The sequence below is a fragment of the Klebsiella sp. w6 genome, assembly GCF_033100215.1.
Lineage (GTDB): Bacteria > Pseudomonadota > Gammaproteobacteria > Enterobacterales > Enterobacteriaceae > Klebsiella > Klebsiella variicola.
Window position 1 is genome coordinate 204,171 of the sequence record NZ_CP136907.1, and the last position, 22,945, is coordinate 227,115.

Sequence of the window (22,945 nt, forward strand, 5' to 3'; positions counted from 1 at the left end):
GGCAGTGGAGCCTAAGAGAATGATTACTAACGCGATGAGATGGCTTCGAAAATTTTTGTAAACGGATAAGAAAAAAGCGGCAAAGCCGGCGCGGGCCGCCGGCTTAACAATCAGGCTTTCTGCAGACCTCTCGCGTCGTCTTTCGTCGCCGGCGCGGATTTACTGACCCGGTATTTGATCAGCAGCGCGAGGGCTGACAGGAACGCCGGGATGGCCAGCAGAGTGAAGATGGTTTCAAAGGAGAGCTGCGCCTGCATCAGGAAGGCGCCGCTGAACGCGCCGAGGATCCCGCCGAAGCGGCCGATACCCAGCATCCAGGCGACGCCGGTGGCGCGCCCCTGCGTCGGGTAGAAGCCTGCCGCCAGCGCGGGCATCGACGACTGCGCGCCATTCATAATACTACCGGCGATAAACACCATCACCCCCATCAGCACCAGGCTGCTGGTGGAGAAACCCACCAGGCAGACGCAAACGCCGGTCAGCAACCAGCCGACGGCCACCACCTTGTTGGGATTGATCTTGTCCATCAGGGCGCCAAGGATCAGTACGCCAATCCCGCCGCCCAGCGGGAACAGGGCGGTGATGATGGAGGCCTGACTCATCGAGGCGCCGGTTTCGCGGATCAGCAGCGGCAGCCAGCTGGTCAGGAGGTAGAAAATCAGCAGGCCCATAAAGTAGGTCAGGCACAACATCACGGTACCCACCGCGTAGCGTGGGGAGAAAATGACGCCGATGGCCGATTTCTCTTTCACCTGGCCTGCTTCGCGCAGCTCAAATTCCACCGCCTCCGGCAGCGGCGCGATGCGTTTCAGGATGGCGGCAATGCGCTGCGCCGGCTGCTGCTTCACCACCAGATAGCGGGCAGACTCCGGCAGCAGAAAAATTAACGCTACGGCCAGCAGGAGGGGCATCACGCCGCCCAGCACCAGCACACTCTGCCAGCCATAGTGCGGGATCATCCAGGCGGATAAAAAGCCACCCAGCGATGATCCCATCGGAAAGCCGACGAACATCAGGTTCACCAGCAGCGCCCGACGGCGCTCCGGCGCATATTCGCTCATCAGGGTGGCCGCATTCGGCATCGCCGCGCCGAGCCCGAGACCGGTCAGGAAACGCAGCAGCGTCAGCTGATTAAGGCTGGTGGCGAAGGCGGTAAGCAGGCTGAATCCGCCGAACACCACGATCGACATAATCAGCACTTTTTTGCGGCCGATGCGGTCAGCCAGCGGCCCCGCGGTTAAGGCGCCGACCGCCAGGCCCACCAGCGCGGCGCTCATCACCGGGCCGAGCGCCGATTTTTCCACGCCCCATTCCTGTACCAGGTCGGAGGCGATAAATCCGATGATCGCGGTGTCGAATCCGTCCATCGCGACGGTGATAAAGCAGAGCGCAAGGATCATCCACTGGTAGCGGGTGAAGGGGTGCTCGTTGATAAAGGCCTGAATGTCGATGGTTGTCTTAGTCATACGGCTTTCCTGGCAGACTGAGCGAGGGACAGAGGTCTGTTTTTATCGTCGTCCTCGCGTCATTGAGTTTGATTTGTGCGATAATCGAACGTATCGCCGTTAATCGCTCATTCATCAAATCATTGAAGTGGGGGGCAGGCAATGCAGGCGCGCGCCAAAGCGTGCGATTATCGTCCGTTTTAGGACGCCACGTCGTACGGAAACTTTTTTAGTGCCATAAAAATCAGATGGTTATATAAACTTCGCTCGCAGAATGTGATGACTATATTTGTGATGTGCATAACAGACGTTCTACACCGCGACGATGGCGTGCGAAATGGCGTTTTTCCTGCGTAAGATTAGCAGTAAAGGGTATCCTGCGAGGCCGAGCTGGACTATCCTTGTCAGCGTCTGGCACGTGTGTGTCGTTGTGCGCTTTTTTTGGCTGAAAGGAGTAAAAAAATGGCGACAGGAAAGTCCTGCTCTCGCTGGTTTGCGGCTATGGCGGCCTTATTGATGGTGGTTAGCCTGAGTGGGTGTTTTGATAAAGAAGGCGATCAGCGCAAAGCGTTTATCGACTTCCTGCAGAATACGGCGATGCGTAGCGGTGAACGTCTGCCGACGCTGACCGCCGATCAGAAAAAACAGTTTGGGCCTTTTGTCTCTGACTACGCGGTGATCTACGGTTACTCGCAGCAGGTGAGCCAGGCGATGGACGCTGGTCTGCGCCCGGTGGTGGACAGCGTCAATGCTATCCGCGTCCCGCAGGACTATATGACCCAGCGTGAGCCACTGCGTCAGGCGAACGGCGCGCTGGGCGTGCTCAGCCAGCAGCTGCAGAATGCGAAAATGCAGGCCGATGCCGCGCATAGCGCTCTGAAGCAGGCTGACGATCTTAAGCCGGTCTTCGATCAGGTTTACGCCAAGGTGGTGACCGCGCCAGCTGACGCGCTGCAGCCGCTGATCCCGGCCGCGCAAATCTTTACCCAGCAGCTGGTTCAGGTGGGGGATTTTGTCGCTCAGCAGGGGACCCAGGTGAGCTTTGTGGCCAACGGCATTCAGTTCCCCACCTCGCAGCAGGCCAGCCAGTACAATGCGCTGATTGGGCCGCTGGCGGCGCAGCATCAGGCGTTTAATCAGGCATGGACGGCAGCGGTGAACGCCACCCGTTAATGTCTCATCTGGCTGACGTTGGCTGCGGCGAACGAGCAGGATGATGGATAAGATGCAAAAAGAACCCGGGGAGGGCGATTGCCGCCGCTACCCGGGTTTTTTTATGGCTTATTTGACCTGCGGGTTAACGCAGTTTTTCTCTACATTACCGTTCAGGGCATCGATCAGGTTGTCCACCGCGCAGGCCGCCATGTTGTAGCGCGTCTCATGGGTGGCAGAGCCGATATGCGGCAGCGCGACAACGTTTGGTAGGGTTAACAGCGGCGAGTCTTTTGCCAGCGGTTCGTGTTCGAAGACATCAAGGCCGGCAGCATGAATTTCACCCGCCTGCAGAGCAGCGATCAGCGCCTGCTCGTCCACCACCGGGCCACGTCCGGCGTTAATGAAGATGGCGGAAGATTTCATTTTGGCAAACTGCGCCTGACCGAACAGATGGTGGGTCTCTTCGCTCAGGGGCAGGATCAAGCAGACGAAATCGGCTTCCTGCAGCAGGGTATCGAGATCGCAATAGCGGGCATTGAAGCGCTCTTCCGCCTGCGGATGCTGGCGGCGCGCGTTATACAGGATCGGCATGCCGAACCCGAAGTGGGCGCGCTGCGCCAGCGCCATACCGATGCGGCCCATGCCGACGATACCTAAGGTTTTATGGTGCACGTCGCTGCCGAACCAGTCCGGGCCAATGCTCTTCGTCCACTCGCCCGCTTTGACGCGCTCCGCCACTTCCACTACCCGGCGCGCGGTGCTCAGCACCAGCGCCATGACCGTATCGGCGACGGTCTCGGTCAGTACGGTCGGGGTATGCATCAGCAGCACCCGGCGAGCGTTCAGCGCCTCGACGTCAAAGTTGTCATAGCCAACGGAAACGGTAGAGGTCGCACGCAGCTTCGGCATCTTCTCCAGCAGCGCGGCGTCAACCTTTTCGCTGGAGCCCAGGAGGCCTTCAGCCTGGGCGAAGGCCTCTGCATGCTGCGAAACGGTCTCCGGCCGCAGGTTTTTTACCTGAGTGACGGAAAAGTGCTCCTCCAGGCGCTGTAGCAGGTCGTCGGGAAGCGTTTTATAGAGAATGACAGACGGCTTCATGCGAATCTCCGTAGTAGAAATAGTTCAGGCGTGGTGAGCGCCAAGCGGAATGTTTTGATTATTAGCAGGCTTAACAATCAAAGTCAGCAATACTGAGGCGAAAAGCGCCACCCCCATAAAAATATAGGAGGCTGCGGGGCTGCCGGTGGCACCGTTCAGGTAGCCGACAAACCACGAGCCGCAGAAGGAGCCCAGGGCGCCCATACTGTTGATCAGCGCCATGGCGCCCCCGGCGACATTGCGCGGCAGCATTTCCGGAATAATGGCGAAGAAGGGGCCGTAAGGCGCATACATTGCCGCACCGGCCACCACCAGCAGGGTATAAGACACCCAGAAGTGGTTGGCGCCGACCGCCCAGGAGCCGATGAAGGCCAGTCCGCCAATCAGCAGCAGCGGCCAGACGAACAGCTTACGGTTCTGCATTTTATCGGACGCCCAGGAGACCACGATCATGGCGATAGTCGCCGCCAGATAGGGAACAGAAGAGAGCCAGCCCACTTCCACCATCCCCATATTTTCACCGCCGCTGCGGATAATCGACGGCAGCCACAGTACAAAACCGTACACGCCGATACTCCAGGCAAAGTACTGCGCGCAGAGCAGGATCACGTTGCGGGAGCGGAAGGCTTCGCCATAGTTACGCACCGCTTTGATGCCCTGCTGTTCACGATCCAGTTGTTCCTGCAGCGCGGCTTTTTCACTCTCCGCCAGCCAGTTAACCTGCGACGGTTTGTCTTTTACCAGCACCCACCAGCAGAAGGCCCAGATCACTGCCGGCACCCCTTCGATGATGAACATTTCCCGCCAGCCGAAGGCCTGAATCAGGTAGCCGGAGACCACCGACATCCACAGGACCGTCACCGGGTTACCGAGGATCAGGAAGGTGTTGGCGCGAGAGCGCTCTGATTTGGTGAACCAGTTGCTGATATAGATCAGCATCGCCGGCATCACCGCCGCTTCGACGACGCCGAGGATAAAGCGAATGGCCGCCAGCGCCGGGATATTATGCACAACACCGGTCAGCGAGGCGCAGCCGCCCCAGAGGATCAGGCAGATAAAGATCAGTTTGCGAACGCTGCGGCGCTCCGCATAGATAGCGCCGGGGATCTGGAAGAAGAAGTAGCCGAGGAAGAACAGGGCCCCCAGCAGGGAGGAGATCCCCTTGGTGATGCCCAGGTCTTCGGTAATGCCTGCCGCGGAGGCGAAGCTGAAGTTGGCACGGTCGAGGTACGCCAGGCTATACGTGATAAACACGATAGGCATGATGTACCACCAGCGTTTCGTTGCATTTGTTGAGCTATTCATAGGCTTGCCTCTATCAATGAGGTGACATCCGTCCGTCGAAACGGACGCTGCTGTGCCGCGCTGCAGGTAGGGTACAGGACGGCTGTTATTGTTGCGTATAAATGTTATTCGCCCAGCGCATCGCGGGTGGGGAGCCCCTCGCTGTCGCCCTGGACCTGAATCGCCAGCGAACCGATTTTATTGCCGCGGTTCACCGCCTGAAGCAGGGTTTTGCCTTCCAGCAGGGCGCTAATCACCCCGACGGCAAAGCCGTCGCCGGCGCCGACGGTATCGACGACGTTTTCGACTTTAATGGCATCAACCGTTCCCTGTTCGCCGCTGGCGCTCTTGAACCAGGCGCCGTCGCAGCCGGTTTTAATGACTACCGCCTTGACGCCGCGGGAGAGATAAAAATCGGCGATCCCTTCCGGGGTCTGCTGGCCGGTGAGAATCACGCCCTCTTTTAAGCCTGGCAAAACCCAGTCAGCCTGGAAGGCGAGACGGTTGAGTTTCTCCACCATCTCGGCTTCGCTTTTCCACAGCACCGGGCGCAGATTAGGGTCGAAAGAGAGGGTTTTTCCCTCGGCTTTCATCACCTTCGCCGCATGCTCCAGCAGCGCATATGAGCTTTCAGAGAGCGCGGCGGCCACGCCGCTCAGGTGCAGATGGCGGGCGCTGGTGAAGTAGTCGGCGCGAAAATCGTCCGGCGACAGATGGCTGGCGGCAGAGCCTTTGCGGAAATACTCCACAATGGGATCGGTTCCATTTTCGACTTTCGATTTCATCTGGAAACCGGTAGCGAAGCGGTTGTCGATGGCGACAGCGTGGCTATCGATCCCCTCTTTCGCCAGCGATTGCAGTACGAAGCGGCCAAAGCTGTCGTTGCCGACGCGGCTGACCCAGCCGACCTTCAGACCCAGGCGCGCCAGGCCGGTGGCGACGTTCAGTTCGGCGCCGGCGACACGCTTCATGAAATGCTCCACCTCGGCCAGATCGCCGGTTTCGGTGGCGACAAACATGGCCATGGCTTCGCCGATGGTGATGACATCTAAATTTTCCACGGCTTAATCCTCGCGTAACAGGTTGACGTAGCGGCGGGTCACGGCCGTCAGGTCATGGCCAGTCAGCGGGAACTCGATTCCACGCGGCGCGTCGGCAGGAAGATTATCGAGCAGGGCCAGCCAGCGATCGGCGGCCTGATCCGGCGGTACCGCGCGGAATTTCTCATGATGAGGCTCCGCCGCTTTCACATGAATATAGCTGACCGCCGGCGCAAGGTGGCGTGCCGCCTCTTCCGGCGAGTCGCCGACCCACAGCCAGTTGCCCATATCAAACGTTAAGGTGACCGGCAACTGATGGACCCGGCAGGCGGCTTTGAAGCGCTGCATCGGCGCCAGCTGGCCGCAGTCGGTCTGGTCATTCTCTACCACCAACGCCATGCCGCTGTCGCGGAGGATCTCGCGCAGCTCATCCAACTGCTGATTGTGAAGGAAATGGCCAAGGGAGAGCTTTAGCCACAGGGCGTTAAGGGTTTGCGCTTCCGCGAGCAGCGCCGGGAGTTCCGGGTTGAGCTCGCCGTTATCGGCGAACAGCGCCTGCGGCGCGGAGTAGCAGGCCAGCAGGCCGTGGCGCTCAATGGTGGCCGCCAGCGACGGCAGAGCGTTGAGCTCTTCCGCGCTGCACAGCTCGCGGCGGATTTCGACACCGTCCGCACCGGCGTCGGCGATGAACGGCAGGACAGCGGCCTGGCCGCCTAAGGATTTAACATGGTCATTACCATACGCAGCGGTAACGACAATAATTTTTCTGGCCATCGCGCTCTTACTCCCGGCGTTTGTTGCTTAATCTCCTTAATACGCTAGATGGTATCGGTTCCATAAGAAAGGGCGAGATGTTTAATTTATGATCGGCATCACGAAGGATCGTTAACGGGAGGTTGATCCGCGGACGATAAGCTCGCCGGAGAAGACCCGCTCGCGGATGGGGTCGTTAGTGCCGGCAATGCGCCGAATCACCTGTTCGACCGCGGCGTAGCCGATCTGCCACGTCGGCTGTTTGAGGGTGGTAATACCGACGCCAGCCAGCTCCGCCCACTCCAGTTCGTCGAAGCCCAGCAGGCCGATATCGCTCCCCCAGATCAGGCCGACGCGCTTCAGAGCGCGGGCCACCTGCAGCGTCAGGGCGCCGTTGGCGGAGATGACCGCTTTGCGCATCCCGCGGTGGCGAGCATGGAACTGGCGCAGGACGTTGTCCATCATCGCGCCGTCGTTGAGCTGCACTTCGGCGTTTTCAGCCACCACGCCGTGGTGACGAGTGAGGGTAGCGCGAAAAGCGCTCAGACGCTCGCGGCGGGTATTCACCGAGCCCAGCGGTTCGCTGAGAAACAGGATGGCCTCAAACCCTTTCTCCACTAGGTGTTCGGTGGCGGTGGTGGCGGCCTGGGCGTTATCAAGCCCGACCACATCGCAGGCGAAGTCGGGGATTTTACGGTCAATCAGCACCATCGGCAGGGCCGACTGCTGCAGGCGGTTCAGGCCATCCTCCCGCATACCGACTGCGTTGACCACGATGCCTTCCACCTGGTAGCTGCGCAGCAGGTCCAGGTAGTGCAGTTCCTGATCCAGCTCGTTATTGGTATTACACACCAGCAGGGTGAAGCCTTTTTCCCGGCAGGCCGCTTCAATGCCGCTCATGACATTGACCGAGTAGGGGTTGGTGATATCGGCGATGATCAGGCCAATAAGGCGGGTTCGGCCGTGTTTGAGGCCGCGGGCCATCAGGCTGGGGCGGTAGTCGAGTTCGGCAATGGCTTTTTCAATACGTGATAACAGATCGTCGGAAAGCAGATGCTTCTCGCCGTTAAGATAACGTGAAATGCTGGTTTTGCCGGTCTTTGCGGCTTTCGCCACATCGCTGATAGTTGCACGCGCCGCTTTCGCCATGGTGGCTTCCTTTGCTGAAAATCTGCCAACACCTTAGCGCGAAAAATAGCGATATCAAGCATTTTGCCCGGCAGAGCGGCTGCCGGGCGACATGAGGATGCGCTTATTGCAGCGGGCTGAGGGTAATTTCCACGCGACGGTTCTGCGCTTTGCCTTCCGCCGTGCTGTTGCTGGCGATAGGATTCGCCGGCCCCATGCCGGTGGTGCGAATGCGATTGGCCGCCACGCCCTGAGTGATCAGCGCGCTGGCGACGCTGTCTGCACGCTGTTGCGACAGACGCATATTCAGATCCTTGCTGCCGGTGCTGTCGGTGTAGCCGACGACGTTAACAGCGGTTTTCTCGTACTCTTTCAGCACCATGGCCACGCCGGTCAGGGTGTTGGCGCCGGCCGGCTTCAGGTTGGCGCTATTGCTGTCGAAGGTGACGTTATTCGGCATGTTCAGCACGATATTGTCGCCATTTCGCGTCACGCTGACCCCGGTTCCCTGCATTTTGTCGCGCAGCTTCGCTTCCTGCACGTCCATGTAGTAACCAATGCCGCCGCCGAGCGCCGCGCCGGCCGCTGCGCCAATCAGCGCGCCTTTGCCGCGGTCATGTTTGGAAGAGGAGAGCGCGCCGACGCCAGCGCCCACTAAGGAGCCAATACCTGCGCCAATACCGGATTTACCTGCTTCACGTTCACCGGTATAGGGGTTGGTGGTGCAGCCAGAAATGGCCAGAGTGCCGCTGACCAGCGCCGCAATCATAAGTACGCGTTTTTTCATTTAATGTCCTTAATCCTTTTTATTCTTTGTCACAGCGAACGTGACGGTTGATTATGACGCGTGATTACGTAGAAAATTCCCCGGATACCATCTCATTTTGTAAATAACATTGAACGGTTGCCCATCACGCCGTCATGACACCTGCATTCGCTGACCAGGAGCCGCCCTTGCCAACCTCATCTGCAACCAAAACCATCTTAACCGCCGCCCACTGGGGACCGATGCTGGTGGAAACGGACGGTGAAAACGTCCTCTCTTCCCGCGGCGCGCTGGCGACACCGTTTGCCAACTCGCTGCAAACGGCGGTGCGCGATCAGGTCCACAGCAAAACCCGCGTGCGCTATCCGATGGTGCGCAAAGGCTTCCTTGCTTCACCGGACAAGCCCCAGGGGGTACGCGGTCAGGATGAATTCGTGCGGGTGAGCTGGGATCAGGCGCTGGATTTAATTGACGCCCAGCATCGGCGGATCCGCGAAAGCTACGGTCCGCAGTCGATTTTCGCCGGCTCCTACGGCTGGCGCTCTAACGGCGTCCTGCATAAGGCGGCCACCCTACTGCAGCGCTACATGAGCCTGGCGGGCGGCTATACCGGCCATCTTGGCGATTACTCCACTGGCGCGGCGCAGGCGATCATGCCTTACGTCGTGGGCGGGAATGAGGTGTATCAGCAGCAGACCAGCTGGCCGCTGGTGCTCGAGCACAGCGAAGTGGTGGTGCTGTGGAGCGCCAACCCGCTGAACACGCTGAAAATTGCCTGGAACGCCTCCGACGAGCAGGGGATCCCGTGGTTCGACCGGCTGCGCCAGAGCGGTAAGCGCCTGATCTGCATCGATCCGATGCGATCGGAAACCGTCGATTTCTTTGGCGATTCGATGGAATGGATCGCGCCGCATATGGGCACCGATGTCGCGCTGATGCTGGGGATCGCCCATACGCTGGTGGAGAATAGCTGGCAGGATGATGCGTTTCTTACCCGCTGCACCAGCGGCTACGATATTTTTGCCCGCTATCTGACCGGCGAAAGCGACGGCGTAGCGAAAACCGCTGACTGGGCGGCGGCGATCTGCGGCGTGAAAGCGGATAAGATCCGTGAACTGGCGAAAATTTTCCATGAAAATACCACCATGCTGATGTCTGGCTGGGGCATGCAGCGCCAGCAGTATGGCGAGCAGAAGCACTGGATGCTGGTCACCCTGGCCGCCATGCTGGGGCAGATTGGCACCCCGGGAGGCGGGTTTGGTCTTTCCTATCATTTCGCCAACGGCGGCAACCCGACGCGCCGCGCGGCGGTACTGGGCTCGATGCAGGGAAGCGTCGCCGGGGGCGTGGACGCGGTGGAGAAGATCCCGGTCGCGCGGATCGTCGAGGCGCTGGAGAATCCGGGGGCAGAGTATCAGCACAACGGCATGGCGCGTCGCTTCCCCGATATTCGCTTTATCTGGTGGGCCGGCGGGGCCAACTTTACTCATCATCAGGACACCAACCGCCTGATTCAGGCCTGGCAGAAGCCGGAGCTGATCGTCATCTCCGAATGCTTCTGGACCGCCGCCGCGCGCCATGCCGATATCGTCCTGCCGGCGACCACCTCGTTTGAGCGCAACGATCTGACCATGACTGGAGATTACAGCAATCAGCATCTGGTGCCGATGAAGCAGGTGGTCGCCCCGCGAGATGAAGCGCGCGACGATTTCGCGGTCTTTGCCGACCTCAGCGAACGCTGGGAGGTGGGCGGCCGCGAGCGCTTCACCGAAGGGAAGAGTGATTTGCAGTGGCTGGAGACCTTCTATCAGATCGCCGCCCAGCGCGGGGCTCACCAGCAGGTGACGCTGCCGCCGTTTGCCGAATTCTGGCAGGCTAACCAGCTGATTGAGATGCCAGAGGAGCCGGAGAATGCCCGTTTTGCGCGCTTCGCCGCCTTCCGCGCCGATCCGCAGGCTAATCCGCTGAAAACGGCGAGCGGTAAAATTGAGATCCACTCGCCGACCATCGCCGCCTTTGGCTACGCCGATTGCCCGCCGCACCCGATGTGGCTGGAGCCCGACGAGTGGCATGGCAACGCTGAGGCGGGGCAGCTGCAGCTGCTGTCGGCCCATCCGGCCCACCGTCTGCACAGTCAACTGAACCACACCGCGCTGCGCGAACGCTATGCTGTCGCCGGACGCGAACCGGTGACTATTCATCCGCAGGATGCCCGGGCCCGGGGAATTGCCGATGGCGATCTGGTGCGGGTGTGGAACGCCCGTGGTCAGGTGCTGGCCGGCGCGGTGGTGACGGAGGGGATCCGCCCGGGGGTGATTTGCCTGCATGAAGGGGCATGGCCCGACCTGGATCCGCGGGTGGGCATCTGCAAAAACGGGGCGGTGAATGTCTTAACCAAAGATATCCCGACATCCCGGCTGGGCAACGGCTGTGCCGGGAACACCGCCCTGGCGTGGCTGGAGAAATATACCGGCCCGACGCTGCCGCTTACAGCATTTGATCCGCCGGCCAACGCATAATCCACGTCGGGTGCTGAGTGTCGTCCTGCCATGCGCAGTCTTCAATCCGGAAGCCCTGCGCATGGTAGAAACTGACCGCCGATTCGTTCTTCTGGTAAACCTCGAGACTAAGCCAGGCGTAGTGCTGTTTGACTTCATCCAGCAGCGCCCGGCCAATGCCCTGGCGGATGGCGTCCGGCGCGACAAACAGCGCGCCGACGAAGCGGGAGTCCAGCACGCTAACAAAGCCTTTTAATTCCCCATCGCGTTCCCAGACCCAGGTGCTGGCGGCGGGAAGATAGACATCCCGTACCACCGCGACGCTGTCGCGCCAGTAACTTTCGCTGATAAAAGGATGGGCATGAATCGTGCTGTCCAGCCACAGGGCCAGCAGCGGCGCGGTATCTTTAGTGTCCCACTTGCGGATCATCCTGACCTCCAGGGTGACAGAAGCAGCCGGTGATATGGTCGTTGACCAGCCCACAGGCCTGCATAAAGGAATAACAGATTGTCGAGCCGACAAATTTAAAGCCGCGTTTTTTCAATGCCTTCGACAGCGCATCGGAGGCCGGCGTCGTGGTGGGGATCTCCGCCAGCGTCGCGGCGCAGGTCACCTGCGGCTCATTGTTGACGAAGGACCAGACAAAATCAGTGAACGACTCGCCATTTTCTTCCATCGCCAGATAGGCGCGGGCATTGCCGATAATGGCCTGGATTTTTCCCCGATGGCGAATGATGCCGGCATTCTGCAGCAACTGCTCGACATCGTCTTCCCCCATCGCTGCCACGCGCACCGGGTCGAACTGGTGAAAAGCCTGACGGTAGTTCTGCCGTTTTTTTAACACCGTGATCCATGACAAACCGGCCTGCTGGCCCTCCAGGCAGATCATTTCAAACAGCTGGCGGCCCTCTTTTTGCGCCACACCCCATTCGGTATCGTGATATTCGATATATAACGGATCCTGACTCACCCATCCGCAACGTTGCATAGCTATTTCTCCCTCTGCGCTAAAAAAGTGGACGCCCCGGCTTGACGGCTGAAAGATAAAGATAATAGTTAATACAGGGAAATCGTATCCCCAAAAAAAACACAGCAATATTGCCGATTCGGCTCTTTTCTGGAGTCGCATTAATGATAATAAAGAAATGCAATGGCCTCCGGGGCTTCTTGTTCCCGGCGAGCGTATCCGTCTGGATGACGTGTGTCTCTGGAGCGAATGCCTGGCAACAGGAATATATCGCTATCGATACAAAAAGTAATACGCCGGAACGCTATACATGGGATAGCGATCACCAACCACGTTACGAAGATATTCTCGCTGAGCGGATGAAGTCCTCAGAGACGCCTGGCGGGCTGGCATTAAACCAGGCGCTGGCGCCACCGGACAGCAGCCGTGGTCAGAGCGTTGGCTGGAATTATCTGCTGGCAAATGGCATGACCTCCGGGCCGGTGGCCAGCCTGCGCAGTGACGTCACCGCGCCAGTGACGAGAAGCGCTGGCGAGACGGGGTATGTCAACACGCTCGGCTGGCGCATGGATTATCAGTCGCTGTGGGGCGTGCATCCCTGGGCTCAGGTGAGCTATAACCAGTCGCTTACCAGCGATGCCTGGTCGCCGACGACCCGCGCCAGAGAGGGTGGCTGGAGTGATGTCACCCTGGGCGCCGATATGCGGTTGGGATCCCATGTTGCGGCATGGGCGACGCTGTCGCAGGCGGACAATGTCCCATCCGGGGAAAATACGCTCTATTTGATGGGCGTCAGCGCCAACTTTTGACCGATATTGTTACGCGTTTGAAACGACGCGGTTATTGTTAAATCTCAGTAATGGCGCATTTCTGTGAGATAGCGCACACTAACTTTTTTCCTGAAATTCGCGGAATGAATGTTTTGCAATGTCATTCGTTCCGCCATTAATGCATTTCATTCCCTGCTGGTGGCAGTTCATGCCTTTTTCCCCACAGGATGAGGGGCCTTCGCTATTGTGGCGGCAGTTAATTTATCAGGACAACTGCTATGAACGCTGCAAACCGTCAATCGATCCGCTGGCTTACGCTAATCGGCACCATCATCACCCAATTTGCTCTCGGTTCGGTCTATACCTGGAGCCTGTTTAATAGTTCGCTGTCTGACAAACTGGGCGAGCCGGTCAGCCAGGTGGCTTTCTCCTTTGGCCTGCTGAGCCTCGGGCTGGCGCTCTCCTCGTCGGTCGCCGGGAAGTTGCAGGAACGCTTTGGCGTTAAGCGTGTGACCATGGCCTCCGGGATACTGCTCGGTTTGGGCTTCTTCCTGACCGCGCACTCCAACAGCCTGATGATGCTGTGGCTGAGCGCGGGCGTGCTGGTGGGGCTGGCGGACGGCGCCGGCTATCTGCTGACCCTGTCGAACTGCGTGAAGTGGTTCCCGGAGCGTAAAGGGCTGATCTCTGCTTTCTCCATTGGTTCCTATGGGCTCGGCAGCCTGGGGTTCAAATTCATTGATTCCCATCTGCTGGCCACCGTCGGCCTGGAAAAAACCTTCGTCATCTGGGGCGCTATCGTGCTGGTGATGATCGTCTTTGGCGCGACCCTGATGAAAGATGCGCCGAATCATACGGCGACCACCGCGGCCAACGGCGTTGTGGAAAATGACTTTACTCTCGCCGAATCGATGCGCAAACCGCAGTACTGGATGCTGGCGGTGATGTTCCTGACGGCCTGCATGAGCGGACTGTACGTGATTGGCGTGGCGAAAGATATTGCCCAGGGGATGGTCCACCTGGATGTCGCCACGGCGGCAAACGCGGTAACCGTTATCTCGATTGCTAACCTTAGCGGCCGCCTGGTGTTAGGCATCCTGTCCGACAAGATCTCCCGCATTCGTGTGATTACCCTCGGTCAGATCGTGTCGCTGGTAGGGATGGCCGCGCTGCTGTTCGCCCCGCTGAATGCCATGACTTTCTTCGCCGCCATCGCCTGCGTCGCCTTTAACTTCGGCGGCACCATCACCGTCTTCCCGTCGCTGGTGAGTGAGTTCTTTGGCCTGAACAATCTGGCGAAAAACTACGGCGTGATTTATCTGGGCTTTGGTATCGGCAGCATCTGCGGCTCTCTCATCGCTTCGCTGTTCGGCGGCTTCTACGTGACCTTCTGCGTGATCTTCGCCCTGCTGATTCTGTCGCTGGCGCTGTCCACCACCATCCGTCAGCCGAAAGGCAGTGTTTATAGCGAGGCGCACGCCTGAAACCTGCAGCGCGAAACGTGCCCCTGGTTAATCCCCTAAGCAAATAGTGCCAATCCAGCCAAATGTTTTGTAAATGTTTGGCTGGATCACATTCCCTCCTGATACTTTTCCCGTTCCCTGTGGTCTACTTATCGCGCTTTGTAGAGGTTTCTGATAACCAACCCTAACGCACCCTATTAGCCTACTGACTCGTGCCACAGCGTCAGGCGGTGTTTTATTCTTCTTTTTCCAGGTTTGCTTGCATGAAATATATTAGAACGATGACGCAGCAGAAGCTTAGTTTTTGGCTGGCGCTGTACATCGGCTGGTTTATGAACATCGCCGTTTTTTTCCGGCGTTTCGATGGTTATGCTCAAGAGTTCACTTTCTGGAAAGGGCTTTCCGGTGTCGTTGAACTGGTCGCCACGGTCTTTGTCACCTTCTTCCTGTTACGTCTGCTGTCACTGTTTGGTCGCCGCATCTGGCGCATTCTGGCGACGCTGATTGTCCTGTTTTCCGCCGCCGCCAGTTACTACATGACGTTCCTCAATGTGGTGATTGGCTACGGAATTATCGCTTCGGTGATGACCACCGATATCGACCTGTCGAAAGAGGTCATTGGCTGGCACCTGATCCTCTGGCTGGTGGTGGTGAGCGCGCCGCCGCTGCTGTTCATCTGGAGCAACCGCTGCCGCCATACGCTGCTGCGCCAACTGCGCACCCCGGGGCAGCGGGTTAAAAACGTATTGATCGTCGTGCTGGCCGGGCTCATCGTCTGGGGTCCCATTCGCCTGCTTGAGCTGCGTCAGCATGATGTGGAGCGCCATTCGGAAGTGGATATGCCGAGCTATGGCGGGGTGATCGCCAACTCCTATCTGCCATCAAACTGGCTGTCGGCGCTGGGGCTGTACGCCTGGGCGCAGGTGGATGAATCCTCGGATAATAAATCGCTGATTAACCCGGCGAAGAAGTTTACCTACGTCGCGCCGGAAGGCCTGGATGACACCTACGTGGTGTTTATCATTGGCGAAACGACCCGCTGGGACCATATGGGCATCCTCGGCTATAGCCGCAATACCACGCCAGAGCTGGAGAAAGAGAAGAATCTTGTCGCTTTCCGCGGCTACTCCTGCGATACCGCCACCAAGCTGTCGTTACGCTGTATGTTTGTGCGTCAGGGCGGGGCGGAGGATAACCCGCAGCGAACGCTCAAAGAGCAGAATGTCTTTGCCGTGCTGCATCAGCTGGGCTTCAACGGCAATCTCTATGCCATGCAGAGCGAGATGTGGTTTTACAGCAACACGATGGCTAACAATATCGCCTACCGCGAGCAAATTGGCGCCGAGCCGCGCAACCGCGGTAAGAGCGTTGACGATATGCTGCTGGTGGAGGAGATGAAACGCGGTATGGCGCAGGGCAACGCCTCCGGTAAGCACCTGATCATTCTCCACACCAAAGGGTCTCACTTTAACTACACCCAACGCTACCCGCGCAGCTTCGCCCAGTGGAAGCCGGAGTGCGTCGGCGTCGACAACAAGTGCTCGAAAGCGGAGCTGATTAACTCCTACGATAACAGCGTGACCTACGTCGATCACTTTATCGTCAGCGTCCTCGACCAGCTGCGGGATAAGAAAGCGATTGTGTTCTATGCCGCCGATCATGGGGAGTCGATTAATGAACGCGAACACCTGCACGGAACGCCGCGCAAGATGGCGCCGCCGGAGCAGTTCCGCGTGCCGATGATGGTGTGGATGTCGGATAAATACCTGGAGAACCCCGATCATGCCGCCGCGTTTGCCCATCTGCAGCAGCAGGCTGCGATGAAGGTGCCGCGCCGTCACGTCGAGCTGTATGACACCATTATGGGCTGTCTCGGCTATACCTCGCCGGATGGCGGGATCAATGAGAATAACAACTGGTGCCGGTGGAAAAAGTAAGGCACGGGGTTTATTTTCAGATTCTCGGGTCTGTTCTCCCTTCCTGAGCCCAGGATAAGCTAATCCCTCGCCGGCTGACGCCGCGCGAGGGATTTTTTTCGCACAGTGGATGTGTCTGGCAGGTTGCCTCTTCTTCTTTGATTACCCTCCAGTTTTCTCGCTCCCCCTGTGCACAAACTTTTCATGGAGAGAAAGGATGAAGGTGATAAAGGGGTTGGCCTTACTGTGCTTGTTGATGCTCGCGGGCTGCCAGTCTGAGGAAGAGACCAGCCAGTTCCTGCTGGCCTGTAAATACGATGCGCCAGCGACGATCGAAGCCATGCTGAATAATGGCATCGATGTGGATGGTCAGGATAAAACCGGCTTAAGTGGCCTGATGGTCGCTGCCGCGGAAAATCGTCGTGATGTGGTAGCGTTACTGCTTAAGCGTCAGGCGAAGCCGAATCTCCAGACGCGCCAGGGCGTCACGGCGCTGATGCTGGCGGCGGCGCGCGGCAGCGATGCCGCGATTATCGGCGATCTTCTCCAGGCCGGCGCGTCGGTAAATCAGACCAGCGTCGAGAAGAGTACGGCATTGATGTCCGCCATTGCCGACGGCGGGGACGTCAGAAACGACTATCAGCATATTCTGGCGATGAAAAAGCCCGATGCGCCTGTCGAGAAGGAGAGCGCGCTGGATAAAATTGTCGGCGCAACGGCGGCGAAATCGCTGGCGACGGGTAACCGCGCGCTGATGACCGAAGACATGGCGTTACAACTGGCGCCCGGCGCGTTTAAGAAGAACGTCGACGAGATCGTGGCGCTGCTGATCAGGCATGGGGCGGACGTGAAGGCCGTCAATGCGTCAGGGGAATCGGCCTTTTTCCTCGCGGTCGATCACGCGCGTTCGGCGGAAACCATCACGACGCTGGCCAACGCCGGGGCGGACACCAGCCTGGCGGATAAATCCGGCACCACCCCGCTGATGCTGGCGGCGGCGGGGGATGATCCCAATCTGGTGCTGGCGCTGTCGGCCTCCGGTGTGGAGGTGGATAAGCCGAACCGTGAAGGACTCACGGCGCTGCAGGTGGCGGCGGGTCAGGGGTCGCCTGCGGTGATCGCGGCGCTGGTGCAGCGCGGCGCAAAGGTGGACCAGCTCTCCGCCAACGACCTCAGCCCGCTGATGCTGGCGGTCAAAATGAATAATAAAGCCAATGTCGAGGCGCTGCTTGAGGCTGGCGCCAGCGTCAACCTCAGCAATAAGGCCGGCTATACGGCGATCGGTTACAGCCGGGCCGGCGAGGTTCGCCAGCTGCTGCTGGCGCAGCATGCCGAGCTGAAGGGGCAGGCCGCGCATATGGCGCAAAGCGAACTGCAGTTTTGTGCTAATGCCTTTGCCGACAAGCTGGCATACAGCGACATCGCCCGCGCGGTGAATAACGATACCCGCCCGGATATTATGCGTCATCAGCAATCCTGCCCGGAGCTGGGGGAACTGACGATGCTGCTGGGGGAATTTAAATTCAACCCGGCGGGCTCGACCTATCTCGGTGAGCCGGTGACCTGTAAGGTATCCGAGTATCGCAAAGCGTTTGAGGTGACCTGCCGCTGAAAACGATGACCAACCGACGATTCGCTGCTCAGGCTGCTGAGTTTCTCGCCGGTTGAGCGATTTTTTGAAAATAAGGCATTGACGGGTAGGCATCCCAGCAGTAAGATGCGCCCCGCATTCGGTGATTGGCGCAGCCTGGTAGCGCACTTCGTTCGGGACGAAGGGGTCGGAGGTTCGAATCCTCTATCACCGACCAAATTCGAAAAGCCTGCTCAACGAGCAGGTTTTTTTGCATCTGTGGCCTGTGAGGATGAGAACCTCCGGGGGCAGGAGGTTCGACTCGAGCGAAGCGAGAGAACGTTGCGTCAGCAACGGCCCGCAGGGCGAGCCACGAAGTGGTGAGTCATCCTCTATCACCGACCAAATTCGAAAAGCCTGCTCAACGAGCAGGTTTTTTTGCATCTGTGGCCTGTGAGGATGAGAACCTCCGGGGGCAGGAGGTTCGACTCGAGCGAAGCGAGAGAACGTTGCGTCAGCAACGGCCCGCAGGGCGAGCCACGAAGTGGTGAGTCATCCTCTATCACCGACCAAATTCGAAAAGCCTGCTCAATGAGCAGGCTTTTTTGCATCTGAGGCCTGTGAGGATGAGAACCTCCGGGGGCAGAGTTCGACTTGTGTTCCGTAGGCCCGCGCAAGCGCAGCGCCGCCGGGCATCATCAGTGCGCCACTGGCCAAAATTACCACCAAAATCACAATAAACGACTTTACCCACGTTTCCAGCCAGCTATTCGCTATTTTGTGACATCTTCCATTGCATTTTTTTATCGATGAACAGATCTTTTTTCGCGAAGCTTATGGCTAAATGTAGCATTTTCCGCTGTGCGCTTTAACGTTCGCGCTATTAATCGCTCACATATTGGTCACACAGCAAGAAATTTTTCTCATTTGTTGGAATTGTTTCCCTCTGCGTGTTGCAAATTATTAAGGTCATTATTCTGCTTATTGACCCGTAGCATAAATTTCTCTGCTGAAAATAGCGCCTTGAAGTTTTTTTAATCTTTGCCTGCCGTTTCTCACGCTGGATGTAAAACCCGGCTGGCTGTATTGACGTTTCCCCATTCTGTTGACAGATTGTAGGGCATGAGGGGCATTTCATGGAGAATCCGTACTGCAACTCAGTCGTTTTTGCGAAAGGAATCCCCATCTCTCTCTACGCCTTCGGGCACCACCGACTGGACCGGGTATATTCTAAATAGTTCGAGCTGCGGAAAGGCGGCAAGTGTACGAGCTCCCCTGAGCATAGATAACGATGTGACTGGGATGATCGAGCGCAGCCAACGCATCCGTTGTTTGAAATAGGACGAATAAAAATAAATAAAGGTCCGGCGGATATATGCAAACAACATCACAGTTTTGGAGCAGAATAATGAGTATTTCCTTGAAGAAATCAGGGATGCTGAAGCTTGGTCTGAGCCTGGTCGCCATGACCGTCGCCGCCAGCGTGCAAGCGAAAACCCTGGTTTATTGTTCTGAAGGCTCGCCGGAAGGCTTTAACCCACAGCTCTTCACTTCTGGCACCACCTATGACGCCAGTTCCGTACCGATCTATAATCGCCTGGTCGAATTTAAAACCGGTACCACGGAAGTTATTCCAGGGCTTGCTGAGAAATGGGAAGTCAGTCCTGATGGCAAAACCTATACTTTCCATCTGCGCCAGGGCGTGAAGTGGCAAGATAATAAAGACTTCAAACCAACCCGTGACCTGAACGCCGATGACATCGTGTTCTCCTTCGATCGCCAGAAGAATACCAATAACCCGTACCATAAAGTTTCCGGCGGCAGCTATGAATACTTTGAAGGGATGGGGTTACCGGACCTGATTAGCGAAGTGAAGAAAGTGGACGATAAAACCGTCCAGTTCGTCCTGACTCGCCCGGAAGCGCCGTTCCTCGCTGACCTGGCCATGGACTTCGCCTCTATCCTCTCGAAAGAGTATGCCGATAACATGCTGAAAGCCGGCACGCCGGAAAAAGTGGACCTCAATCCTATCGGTACCGGCCCATTCCAGCTGCTGCAGTACCAGAAAGATTCCCGCATTCTGTATAAAGCCTTCCCGGGCTACTGGGGTACCAAGCCGAAGATCGATCGTCTGGTCTTCTCCATCACCCCGGACGCTTCCGTGCGCTATGCCAAGCTGCAGAAAAATGAGTGCCAGGTGATGCCGTACCCGAACCCGGCGGATATCGCGCGCATGAAGGAAGATAAGAACATTACCCTGCTGGAACAGCCGGGCCTGAACGTCGGTTATCTCTCCTTCAACACCGAGAAGAAACCGCTGGACGACGTCAAAGTTCGTCAGGCGCTGACCTACGCGGTCAACAAAGAAGCGATCATCAAAGCCGTTTACCAGGGCGCAGGCCAGGCGGCGAAGAACCTGATCCCGCCGACTATGTGGGGCTATAACGACGACGTTAAGGATTACACCTACGATCCGGAGAAGGCGAAACAGCTGCTGAAAGAAGCGGGCCTGGAAAAAGGCTTCACCATCGACCTGTGGGCAATGCCAGTACAGCGTCCGTACAACCCGAATGCTCGCCGTATGGCTGAAATGATCCAGGCTGACTGGGCGAAAGTCGGGGTCCAGGCCAAGATTGTCACCTATGAGTGGGGTGAATATCTGAAGCGGGCGAAAGCGGGCGAGCACCAGACCGTAATGATGGGCTGGACCGGTGACAACGGGGATCCGGATAACTTCTTCGCGACCCTGTTCAGCTGCGCCGCAGCGAAAGACGGCTCCAACTACTCGCGCTGGTGCTATAAGCCGTTTGAAGATTTGATTCAGCCGGCCCGCGCTACCGACGACCACAACAAGCGTATTGAACTGTACAAACAGGCTCAGGTAGTGATGCATGACCAGGCTCCGGCGCTGATCATCGCCCACTCCACCGTCTATGAGCCGGTGCGTAAAGAAGTCAAAGGCTATGTGGTGGATCCGCTGGGCAAACACCACTTCGATAACGTCTCCGTCGAATAATAAGCACGATGCCTGACCTCCTCTCCCCGCGAGGGAGAGGTAGGGGGCGTATTCCCGCTATTCCGGGGAATGCTTTTGTGAGCAATACAGACGCCCTGTCGCCAGGCGGGGCGTCACTAGAGAGAATCCGGGTTATGTTGCAGTTTATTCTCCGACGTCTGGGACTCGTCATCCCGACATTTATCGGTATCACCCTTCTCACCTTTGCCTTCGTCCATATGATCCCCGGCGATCCGGTGATGATTATGGCGGGTGAACGTGGTATTTCCCCCGAGCGTCACGCGCAGCTGCTGGCCGAAATGGGCCTTGATAAGCCGCTGTGGCAGCAATATGCCCATTACATTTGGGGCGTACTGCACGGTGATTTAGGCATCTCGCTGAAAAGCCGCATTCCCGTGTGGCAAGAGTTTGTCCCGCGCTTTAAAGCCACCCTTGAGCTGGGCGTTTGCGCGATGATTTTCGCTGTCGCCGTCGGTATTCCGGTGGGCGTGCTGGCTGCGGTAAAACGCGGCTCCATCTTTGACCACACCGCCGTGGGTCTGGCGCTGACCGGCTACTCCATGCCTATCTTCTGGTGGGGCATGATGCTGATTATGCTGGTTTCGGTGCAGTTGAACCTGACGCCGGTCTCCGGGCGTATCAGCGATACGGTGTTCCTTGACGATACTCTGCCGCTGACCGGCTTCATGCTGATCGACACCGCCATCTGGGGCGAGCAGGGCGACTTTATTGACGCCTTAATGCATATGATCCTGCCGGCTATCGTGCTGGGCACCATCCCGCTGGCGGTGATTGTGCGTATGACCCGTTCGTCGATGCTGGAAGTGCTCGGCGAAGACTACATTCGTACCGCGCGCGCCAAAGGGCTGACCCGGATGCGAGTGATTGTGGTCCATGCGCTGCGCAACGCGATGCTGCCAGTGGTCACGGTCATTGGCTTGCAGGTGGGCACGCTGCTGGCGGGCGCCATCCTGACGGAAACCATTTTCTCATGGCCTGGTTTAGGCCGCTGGCTGATCGACGCGCTGCAGCGTCGTGATTACCCGGTGGTGCAGGGCGGGGTGCTGCTGGTGGCGACGATGATTATCCTCGTCAACCTGCTGGTCGACCTGCTGTATGGCGTGGTGAACCCGCGTATCCGGCATAAGAAGTAAGGGGCCATCATGTCACAAGTTTCTGAGAATAAAGCGATTGCTGCACCGGTGCCAATGACCCCGCTGCAGGAGTTCTGGCACTATTTCAAACGCAACAAAGGCGCGGTCGTCGGTCTGGTGTACGTGGCGGTGATGATTATCATCGCGGTGTTCGCCAACTTCCTCGCCCCGTATAACCCGGCGGATCAGTTCCGTGATTCGCTGCTGGCGCCGCCGTTCTGGCAGGATGGCGGCAGCCTGGCGCATCTGCTTGGTACCGACGACGTGGGCCGCGATATTCTGTCGCGTCTGATGTACGGCGCCCGCCTGTCGCTGCTGGTGGGCTGCCTGGTGGTCGTCCTGTCGCTGATCCTTGGCGTGGTGCTCGGTCTGGTGGCGGGCTATTTCGGCGGGGTGGTGGATTCCATCATCATGCGCGTCGTCGATATTATGCTGGCGCTGCCGAGCCTGCTGCTGGCGCTGGTGCTGGTGGCTATCTTCGGGCCATCTATCGTCAACGCGTCGCTGGCGCTAACCTTCGTGGCGCTCCCGCACTATGTGCGTCTGACGCGCGCCGCGGTGCTGGTGGAGGTCAACCGCGACTACGTGACCGCTTCCCGCGTAGCGGGCGCCGGCGCGATGCGCCAGATGTTCGTCAATATACTTCCCAACTGTCTCGCGCCGCTGATCGTTCAGGCGTCGCTGGGCTTTTCTAACGCCATTCTCGATATGGCAGCGCTGGGGTTCCTCGGCATGGGCGCGCAGCCGCCGACGCCTGAGTGGGGCACCATGCTCTCCGACGTATTGCAGTTCGCGCAAAGCGCCTGGTGGGTGGTGACCTTCCCGGGCGTGGCGATCCTGCTGACGGTGCTGGCATTTAACCTGATGGGTGACGGTCTGCGTGACGCGCTCGATCCCAAACTGAAGCAGTAAGAGGTTCGA

18 protein-coding genes, 1 tRNA gene and 2 other RNA genes are annotated in these 22,945 nt (G+C 58.2%); 12 read left to right on the forward strand and 9 right to left on the reverse strand.

Annotated features, from left to right (window positions below):
- Window positions 1–110 precede the first annotated feature (110 nt).
- Complete coding sequence (locus tag R0140_RS00985; protein ID WP_008806885.1) at window positions 111–1,466, reverse strand: MFS transporter; 1,356 nt, start codon at window positions 1,464–1,466, stop codon at window positions 111–113.
- Window positions 1,467–1,907: 441 nt separating this feature from the next.
- Between R0140_RS00985 and R0140_RS00990 the strand changes: the two genes are divergently transcribed.
- Window positions 1,908–2,618 (forward strand): DUF3053 domain-containing protein, encoded by a 711-nt coding sequence (locus R0140_RS00990; protein WP_012540337.1) that lies wholly within the window; start codon window positions 1,908–1,910, stop codon window positions 2,616–2,618.
- 108 nt (window positions 2,619–2,726) lie between these two features.
- On the opposite strand, the gene ghrB is transcribed toward R0140_RS00990, so the two are convergent.
- From ghrB to R0140_RS01020, 6 genes are all read right to left on the reverse strand, one after another.
- Complete coding sequence (ghrB, locus tag R0140_RS00995) at window positions 2,727–3,698, reverse strand: glyoxylate/hydroxypyruvate reductase GhrB (RefSeq protein ID WP_012540338.1); 972 nt, start codon at window positions 3,696–3,698, stop codon at window positions 2,727–2,729.
- Window positions 3,699–3,722: 24 nt separating this feature from the next.
- The gene (locus tag R0140_RS01000) at window positions 3,723–5,003 is read right to left on the reverse strand and encodes an MFS transporter (RefSeq protein WP_008806888.1); all 1,281 of its coding nucleotides are present in this window, start codon (window positions 5,001–5,003) and stop codon (window positions 3,723–3,725) included.
- A gap of 104 nt (window positions 5,004–5,107) precedes the next feature.
- Window positions 5,108–6,043 (reverse strand): sugar kinase, encoded by a 936-nt coding sequence (locus R0140_RS01005; protein ID WP_008806889.1) that lies wholly within the window; start codon window positions 6,041–6,043, stop codon window positions 5,108–5,110.
- A gap of 3 nt (window positions 6,044–6,046) precedes the next feature.
- Window positions 6,047–6,796, reverse strand: a complete 750-nt coding sequence (locus R0140_RS01010; RefSeq protein WP_008806890.1) for a sugar phosphate isomerase/epimerase family protein — start codon at window positions 6,794–6,796, stop codon at window positions 6,047–6,049.
- A gap of 111 nt (window positions 6,797–6,907) precedes the next feature.
- Complete coding sequence (locus R0140_RS01015) at window positions 6,908–7,924, reverse strand: LacI family DNA-binding transcriptional regulator (protein WP_008806891.1); 1,017 nt, start codon at window positions 7,922–7,924, stop codon at window positions 6,908–6,910.
- A 103-nt stretch (window positions 7,925–8,027) separates the two neighbouring features.
- Window positions 8,028–8,690 (reverse strand): OmpA family lipoprotein, encoded by a 663-nt coding sequence (locus tag R0140_RS01020; protein WP_002921917.1) that lies wholly within the window; start codon window positions 8,688–8,690, stop codon window positions 8,028–8,030.
- 167 nt (window positions 8,691–8,857) lie between these two features.
- Here R0140_RS01020 and R0140_RS01025 point away from each other — a divergent pair, with 167 nt between their 5' ends.
- Window positions 8,858–11,188, forward strand: a complete 2,331-nt coding sequence (locus R0140_RS01025; RefSeq protein WP_032740322.1) for a molybdopterin guanine dinucleotide-containing S/N-oxide reductase — start codon at window positions 8,858–8,860, stop codon at window positions 11,186–11,188.
- On the opposite strand, the gene R0140_RS01030 is transcribed toward R0140_RS01025, so the two are convergent.
- Entirely contained in the window at window positions 11,157–11,597 is a 441-nt protein-coding gene (locus R0140_RS01030) for an N-acetyltransferase (RefSeq protein ID WP_008806893.1), read from the reverse strand. The two genes, R0140_RS01025 and R0140_RS01030, sit on opposite strands and share 32 nt — an antisense overlap.
- Complete coding sequence (tag, locus tag R0140_RS01035) at window positions 11,575–12,156, reverse strand: DNA-3-methyladenine glycosylase I (RefSeq protein ID WP_008806894.1); 582 nt, start codon at window positions 12,154–12,156, stop codon at window positions 11,575–11,577. The genes R0140_RS01030 and tag overlap by 23 nt, the downstream gene beginning before the upstream one ends.
- 206 nt (window positions 12,157–12,362) lie before the next feature.
- Between tag and R0140_RS01040 the strand changes: the two genes are divergently transcribed.
- The 10 genes from R0140_RS01040 to dppC all read left to right on the forward strand — a co-directional run bounded on the left by R0140_RS01040 (window position 12,363) and on the right by dppC (window position 22,936).
- A complete protein-coding gene (locus tag R0140_RS01040; RefSeq protein WP_162493230.1) occupies window positions 12,363–12,944 on the forward strand; it encodes an autotransporter outer membrane beta-barrel domain-containing protein in 582 nt (193 codons plus the stop codon).
- Window positions 12,945–13,183: 239 nt separating this feature from the next.
- Window positions 13,184–14,389, forward strand: coding sequence for an L-lactate MFS transporter (locus R0140_RS01045; protein ID WP_032736523.1), 1,206 nt, complete (start codon window positions 13,184–13,186; stop codon window positions 14,387–14,389).
- Window positions 14,390–14,631: 242 nt separating this feature from the next.
- Complete coding sequence (eptB, locus tag R0140_RS01050) at window positions 14,632–16,305, forward strand: kdo(2)-lipid A phosphoethanolamine 7''-transferase (protein WP_016161940.1); 1,674 nt, start codon at window positions 14,632–14,634, stop codon at window positions 16,303–16,305.
- Window positions 16,306–16,501: 196 nt separating this feature from the next.
- Window positions 16,502–17,896: an ankyrin repeat domain-containing protein gene (locus R0140_RS01055; RefSeq protein ID WP_023340814.1), complete on the forward strand. Its 1,395-nt coding sequence runs from the start codon at window positions 16,502–16,504 to the stop codon at window positions 17,894–17,896.
- Between the two features lie 119 nt (window positions 17,897–18,015).
- Window positions 18,016–18,092: transfer RNA gene (locus tag R0140_RS01060), tRNA-Pro, on the forward strand.
- Window positions 18,093–18,126: 34 nt separating this feature from the next.
- A non-coding RNA gene (locus R0140_RS01065) (RtT sRNA) lies at window positions 18,127–18,259 on the forward strand.
- A gap of 34 nt (window positions 18,260–18,293) precedes the next feature.
- A non-coding RNA gene (locus tag R0140_RS01070) (RtT sRNA) lies at window positions 18,294–18,426 on the forward strand.
- An 836-nt stretch (window positions 18,427–19,262) separates the two neighbouring features.
- Window positions 19,263–20,870 carry a dipeptide ABC transporter periplasmic-binding protein DppA gene (dppA, locus tag R0140_RS01075; RefSeq protein WP_012540345.1) on the forward strand — a complete coding sequence of 536 codons (1,608 nt, stop codon included), beginning with the start codon at window positions 19,263–19,265 and terminating at the stop codon, window positions 20,868–20,870.
- Window positions 20,871–21,004: 134 nt separating this feature from the next.
- Window positions 21,005–22,024 (forward strand): dipeptide ABC transporter permease DppB, encoded by a 1,020-nt coding sequence (gene dppB / locus R0140_RS01080; RefSeq protein WP_008806900.1) that lies wholly within the window; start codon window positions 21,005–21,007, stop codon window positions 22,022–22,024.
- A 9-nt stretch (window positions 22,025–22,033) separates the two neighbouring features.
- A complete protein-coding gene (gene dppC, locus R0140_RS01085) occupies window positions 22,034–22,936 on the forward strand; it encodes a dipeptide ABC transporter permease DppC (RefSeq protein ID WP_008806901.1) in 903 nt (300 codons plus the stop codon).
- The last annotated feature ends 9 nt before the right edge of the window (window positions 22,937–22,945 follow it).

Bases quoted from the DNA above. Each gene is read 5' to 3' on its own strand.
- R0140_RS01010 (WP_008806890.1), bottom strand. From the start codon at position 6,796: ATGGCCAGAAAAATTATTGTCGTTACCGCTGCGTATGGTAATGACCAT.
- eptB (WP_016161940.1), top strand. From the start codon at position 14,632: ATGAAATATATTAGAACGATGACGCAGCAGAAGCTTAGTTTTTGGCTG.
- R0140_RS00985 (WP_008806885.1), bottom strand. From the start codon at position 1,466: ATGACTAAGACAACCATCGACATTCAGGCCTTTATCAACGAGCACCCC.
- dppB (WP_008806900.1), top strand. From the start codon at position 21,005: ATGTTGCAGTTTATTCTCCGACGTCTGGGACTCGTCATCCCGACATTT.
- R0140_RS01020 (WP_002921917.1), bottom strand. From the start codon at position 8,690: ATGAAAAAACGCGTACTTATGATTGCGGCGCTGGTCAGCGGCACTCTG.
- ghrB (WP_012540338.1), bottom strand. From the start codon at position 3,698: ATGAAGCCGTCTGTCATTCTCTATAAAACGCTTCCCGACGACCTGCTA.
- R0140_RS01015 (WP_008806891.1), bottom strand. From the start codon at position 7,924: ATGGCGAAAGCGGCGCGTGCAACTATCAGCGATGTGGCGAAAGCCGCA.
- R0140_RS01055 (WP_023340814.1), top strand. From the start codon at position 16,502: ATGAAGGTGATAAAGGGGTTGGCCTTACTGTGCTTGTTGATGCTCGCG.
- R0140_RS01000 (WP_008806888.1), bottom strand. From the start codon at position 5,003: ATGAATAGCTCAACAAATGCAACGAAACGCTGGTGGTACATCATGCCT.
- R0140_RS01045 (WP_032736523.1), top strand. From the start codon at position 13,184: ATGAACGCTGCAAACCGTCAATCGATCCGCTGGCTTACGCTAATCGGC.
- tag (WP_008806894.1), bottom strand. From the start codon at position 12,156: ATGCAACGTTGCGGATGGGTGAGTCAGGATCCGTTATATATCGAATAT.
- dppA (WP_012540345.1), top strand. From the start codon at position 19,263: ATGAGTATTTCCTTGAAGAAATCAGGGATGCTGAAGCTTGGTCTGAGC.
- R0140_RS01040 (WP_162493230.1), top strand. From the start codon at position 12,363: ATGACGTGTGTCTCTGGAGCGAATGCCTGGCAACAGGAATATATCGCT.
- R0140_RS01030 (WP_008806893.1), bottom strand. From the start codon at position 11,597: ATGATCCGCAAGTGGGACACTAAAGATACCGCGCCGCTGCTGGCCCTG.
- R0140_RS00990 (WP_012540337.1), top strand. From the start codon at position 1,908: ATGGCGACAGGAAAGTCCTGCTCTCGCTGGTTTGCGGCTATGGCGGCC.
- dppC (WP_008806901.1), top strand. From the start codon at position 22,034: ATGTCACAAGTTTCTGAGAATAAAGCGATTGCTGCACCGGTGCCAATG.